The organism is Yersinia sp. 1252 StPb PI (genome assembly GCF_048593885.1).
GTDB classification, from domain to species: domain Bacteria; phylum Pseudomonadota; class Gammaproteobacteria; order Enterobacterales; family Enterobacteriaceae; genus Yersinia; species Yersinia enterocolitica_E.
The window spans coordinates 1-5,279 of sequence record NZ_JAZGQE010000244.1 but is presented as its reverse complement, the minus strand read 5'-3'; the positions used below and the strand labels follow the sequence as shown (position 1 = coordinate 5,279).

Here is a 5,279-nt window from a genome sequence, read left to right as displayed (position 1 = left end):
ATGTTTACCTTTCTTCTTATGCCACAATTTGAGAGCAGAAAGGGCATTTAATATGTTTATGACTACTATCTAATATCAGGTATGAAGAAATTACACATATACTTTATTGGTTGGTCGGTCTAGACAGGGTCGTTTTATAAGGGCCAGAATTACCACCATCACAGGGTAAGCCAGAAATAGCGTTGCTTAAATTTTCTGGCTTAGGTAAGTAAAAGACACATATACACTTTTAGGGGATCGCGTATGTTCGAAGACCAAAACACATCGATCCTTGATACCTATTTTGGTACCCATAGCCCTTTTTGGCGACTGGCTTTTGATAGTCAAGCTTTAGAGTTGTCAGCGATTAAAGGGACTACAAATATTGCTATTCCCCTTAATTCAGTTCAAACAATGAAAATTCGGGGCTTAACCGGCATTACTGCCAGTTTAGATATTGAAATCGAGATTTATGGTAACCCACTTCATTTACATCTGGTGGGCCGTAAAGTTAATGACAAAGAATGGGGCGGAACTGCTTCTGCGTACGCGGATACTGAATCAGTAGCGCGCGATTTAGTAATGGGGCTTTCCTTTGCAGAACAAGTGGTTTCTGAGGCTAACTCAGTCATTGTGATTCTCGATAAAGATGGTTATGTACAGCGTTTCAATCACCTTAGCGAAGAATATACTGGTAAAAAAGAACAAGATGTCATTGGTAAAAATGTTTACGACTTGTTTATGACAGCCAAAGAGGGAGCCTCATCACGTAAAAATATTGAGGGCTTCTTCCAGCGCGGTGCATCTTACGAAGTTGAGCGTTGGGTTAATACCGTAAAAGGAAAACGTCTCTTTTTATTCCGCAATAAGTTTGTTCACAGTGGCAGTGGCAAAAACGAGCGTTACCTTATCTGTTCTGGTACCGATATTACTAAAGAAAGGCGTGCTCAAGAGCGTTTGCGGATTTTGGCTAATACCGACATGATTACTGGCCTGCCTAATCGCCACGCTATTCATGAACGCATTAATAGCGCGATCCTAACTCGTGGTGATTCTTCGGTGGGGATTATTTACCTCGATCTCGATAATTTTAAAAAAGTGAACGACCATTACGGTCATATGTTTGGTGATCGCTTACTGAAAGATGTCTCACTCGCCATTTTAAGTTGTTTGGGTGAAAGTGAAATGCTTGCCCGGTTAGGCGGTGATGAGTTTATTGTTCTGGTCGAGAATGCCTCGATGAGCTTACTGGAGGCAACTACACAGCGTATTCTCAACCGCATGAAATTGCCCTTCCGGGTAGGATTGATTGAAGTATATACCGGGTGCTCTATCGGGATAGCACTGTGCCCTGAACATGGCGATACACTAGAGAATATTATCCGTAGCGCAGATACTGCCATGTACACCGCAAAAGAACATGGAAAACAGACCTATTCGATTTTTTCACAAGAGATGAATAAGAAAGTATCTGAATACGTCTGGCTAGATACCAATTTACGTAAGGGTTTAGAACAACATCAATTACAAGTTTTTTACCAACCCAAGATATCTGCCAAAACGGGTAAAGTTCATAGTGTCGAAGCATTAGTCCGATGGTTATCACCTGAGCGTGGTTTAATCGCCCCACTTGAATTTATCTCCTATGCCGAAGAATCCGGGTTGATCGGACCATTGGGAAAATGGGTACTGCAAACCTCAATGCAACAAGCGGTAGATTGGAAAAAACGTGGAATTAACTTGCGGGTGGCGGTCAATGTGTCAGCCAGGCAATTAATTGATGAAGCTATCGTAACCAGTTTTATTGAGTCTCTTGAATCCAGCGAATTAGAATCAAGTTTGGTTGATGTTGAATTAACCGAAAGTTGCTTAATTGATGATGAAGATGCAGCCATCAATATCATGAAACAACTACGTCACTTGGGTGCTCAGGTTCATTTGGATGACTTCGGCACTGGCTATTCTTCACTTTCTCAATTGGCCCGTATCCCTATTGATGCCATTAAATTGGATCAAAGTTTTGTTCGTGATATTGATAATAATCCTATTTCACAATCTCTGGTTAAAGCCATTATCGTTGTCGCTGAGGCACTTAAAATGCGGGTGATTGCCGAAGGTGTGGAAACTAAAGGGGAAGAAGAATTCCTGGATTCTATTGGCATTGATGAAAAGCAGGGATTTCTTTACGCCAAACCAATGCCCGCAGATGAACTGGAGCATTGGCTGGTAACACAACACCCTCACCTTTCATTGGATTAGGTGCATAACGTTATATTGCTTTTGGCATTGCCGAAGTATGCCGGTCTTGTAACGTAACCAACCGTTCGATATAGGCAATATCTTTCGGCTCAATAGAAAATGCAGAATCAACCCAATCCTCAGTGATATCCATCAGTTCTGAACGCGTTAATTGTAAAACACGTTGCCGGACCCTAATCATCGCTCTCATACCATTTAACTTCGGCCTGATCGTATCTATAAAGGTGCGAGTAGCAAGATAAGCATCTCCCGGCTGAAATAACTTATCAACTAAGCCACGACTCTCATACCATTCCGCTGCATGAGACTCACCCGTCCAAATCAATTGTTCAGCTACCCTCATTCCTGCTTTTCTGGCAACAAGCGAATACCCCCCCATGCCAGGAAATAGATTAAATGCAATTTCTGGGAATCCCATTCTGGCTGTAGTTTGTGCCAGAACAAAATGATGGGCTAATGCTGCCTCAAAGCCGCCACCTAACGCGCTGCCCTCAATCATCGCAATAGAGATAGCACCAGTATCAAAGCCACGGGAAGCCGCATGAACACAATCTACGCATGCACGCGCATATGCCATTAACGCTTCTCGTTTGCGGTTTTTGATCATATGCGCGAAAAAGTTTAAGTCCCCCCCTACATTAAACATATTGGGCACCNCCGAACCCGTCACCCAAAAATCAAAAGGTAACTTTGATTCTTTAGCGGCTTGCGCGAGTGTCATAATATTTTCAATTAATTCCAGATTAAAACAAGGGCGCGGATGAGCGCGCAACAACATCCACATGGTATTACGCTCTTCTTCGTAATAGGCCGATATTTGAGATAAGTGGCCAGCCTCAGTAAAAGGGCGGCAGCTAGGAAGATTAATCATATTCATATTCCATCCAATGAGTTAGTTAAACACAAATAGTGCTATTTCTGCCGGATCCTCCTTGAGGAAGCGCTAAACTTGCCGGAGTGATGACAACTTAAGCTGGCAGATAAATAGTGAGTCACCCAATGGATAAATGATGAGAAAAGCAGTAAAAATTTTAACAATACGCATGTTTAGAGCTGTGTTAAGGCGCTAAATAGAATATATATTGCCAAGGCGATAGAATTTCAGATGAAAAAAGCCTGCCATTATGGATAAAATACTGGCTGAACTTTATCCCTGACGGATTTTTTATGCTGCAAATTCTGCACTTTCTTTTAGCATTGATGACTATTGCAATACTGGCGTTGTTAGCCAGTCGTGACCGAAAAAATATTAGACTGCGCTATATTTTTCAGTTATTGGTTTTAGAAATTGCACTGGCTTATTTCTTTTTACACTCAGAAAATGGCCTGGGTGCGATAAAGTATTTTGCTGGATTATTCGAAACACTGATGAAATTTGCCTCAGTCGGTACTAGTTTTGTTTTTGGCGGAATGAACGAACAAGGCTTAGCATTTATATTCATGAACGTTCTTTGCCCGATCATTTTCGTTTCTGCACTGATTGGGATTTTACAGCACTTTCGCATATTGCCACTCATCATACGGGTGGTGGGCACGTTGTTATCCAAAGTAAATGGCATGGGGAAACTGGAGTCTTTCAATGCCGTAAGTACATTGATTTTGGGACAATCAGAGAATTTTATTGCTTACAAAGGGATTATTGCTGATATATCACCACGTAGAATGTACACCATGGCAGCAACGGCGATGTCAACAGTGTCCATGTCGATTGTAAGCGCTTATATGACCATGCTTGAGCCAAAATTTGTAGTAACTGCATTAATATTGAATATGTTTAGTACTTTTATTGTTCTTTCTATTATTAATCCTTACCCTGTTACTGAAGAACCCGAATTAAAGCTAAACAAACTTCATGAAGACCAAAGTTTTTTTGAGATGTTGGGGGAATATATTCTGGCTGGTTTTAAAATCGCTATGATTATAACCGCGATGTTAATCGGGTTTATTGCCATAATTTCTGCTATTAATGCTTTATTTAGTAGCTTATTCAACATCAGTTTCCAGGAAGTGCTGGGATATCTATTTTATCCACTTGCTCTGCTGATTGGCATTCCTACTCAGGATGCGTTACAGGCGGGGAGTATTATGGCTACCAAACTGGTGGCAAATGAGTTCGTTGCCATGATTGAATTAAAGAAAGTAGCAGCCGAAATGTCTCCACGTGGCTTAGGCATTCTTTCTGTCTTTTTAGTATCTTTTGCTAACTTTGCCTCAATTGGTATTGTTGCTGGTGCCATCAAAGGGCTGAATGAGCAACAAGGGAATATCGTTTCACGATTCGGATTAAAATTAGTCTATGGTTCAACCTTGGTCAGTTTACTTTCTGCCGCCGTTGCAGGACTTATTTTGTAATAAGGTAAGCTTTCATTCTAAGCCAAAAATAGGACTATCAGCCTTTTATCTCTCGTAAATTGGAGATAAAAGGCTTGAAATGAATGTTAGAAATCTACGCACACAGTAGTATCAACTCGCATGACAGATTCTTGTGAAAACTGCTGTTTATAGCGGGAGCGCAGAGCTTCAATGGCGTCTTCTTTGCCATCTTTATGAATAAGGACTAATGCCTTACTGCTTTCTTTGGCAACTTTCCCATTATTTCCTAACCATTGCCCCTTGGCATCGATTACGGTCAAGCCTTCATTGAAGCGGCTAGTCACATCATTATCGACAAAAGACTGCCATTCAGTGATAGAAATAGCGGGGCCATGAGGCCGATTCAAACCGAAGTAGAGTGTGGTTTGTGTCATTGACTCACCTTTAATACAGGCCGGAGGTACAACTTTCACCGCTACTGTGTTTGCATGACCAGCGCTATCAACACAACCGCTCAGTAATACCCCGATAGCAACCATACCGGCAAACANTGCCCCACGATAACGCAACGGATTAACACGATTGTCCATGAACAAATCTCACTGAAATAAAAGATAAAAACTACCATCCCCTGAATGACTCTGCAATCACGCAAGAGGATCATACAAGCGTACTGATGTACTCTCTCAGAGTTTTAACCTGCCATTTTTACCCTACAATTATTCATG

General features: G+C 41.5%; 4 protein-coding genes. 2 read left to right on the top strand and 2 right to left on the bottom strand.

Translation table 11 applies throughout. The annotated features are described in order from the left end of the window. The first annotated feature begins 243 nt into the window (after window positions 1-243). Window positions 244-2,238, top strand: a complete 1,995-nt coding sequence (pdeR, locus tag V2A85_RS21680; RefSeq protein WP_372560148.1) for a cyclic di-GMP phosphodiesterase — start codon at window positions 244-246, stop codon at window positions 2,236-2,238. A 10-nt stretch (window positions 2,239-2,248) separates the two neighbouring features. On the opposite strand, the gene V2A85_RS21675 is transcribed toward pdeR, so the two are convergent. Next, window positions 2,249-3,115, bottom strand: coding sequence for a crotonase/enoyl-CoA hydratase family protein (locus V2A85_RS21675; RefSeq protein ID WP_420072333.1), 867 nt, complete (start codon window positions 3,113-3,115; stop codon window positions 2,249-2,251). 290 nt (window positions 3,116-3,405) lie between these two features. Here V2A85_RS21675 and V2A85_RS21670 point away from each other — a divergent pair, with 290 nt between their 5' ends. Beyond that, a complete protein-coding gene (locus tag V2A85_RS21670; RefSeq protein WP_420072332.1) occupies window positions 3,406-4,590 on the top strand; it encodes a NupC/NupG family nucleoside CNT transporter in 1,185 nt (394 codons plus the stop codon). A gap of 86 nt (window positions 4,591-4,676) precedes the next feature. Here V2A85_RS21670 and V2A85_RS21665 read toward each other — a convergent pair whose 3' ends face one another. Beyond that, window positions 4,677-5,141 carry a DUF3574 domain-containing protein gene (locus tag V2A85_RS21665; RefSeq protein ID WP_420072331.1) on the bottom strand — a complete coding sequence of 155 codons (465 nt, stop codon included), beginning with the start codon at window positions 5,139-5,141 and terminating at the stop codon, window positions 4,677-4,679. Between the last annotated feature and the right edge of the window lie 138 nt (window positions 5,142-5,279).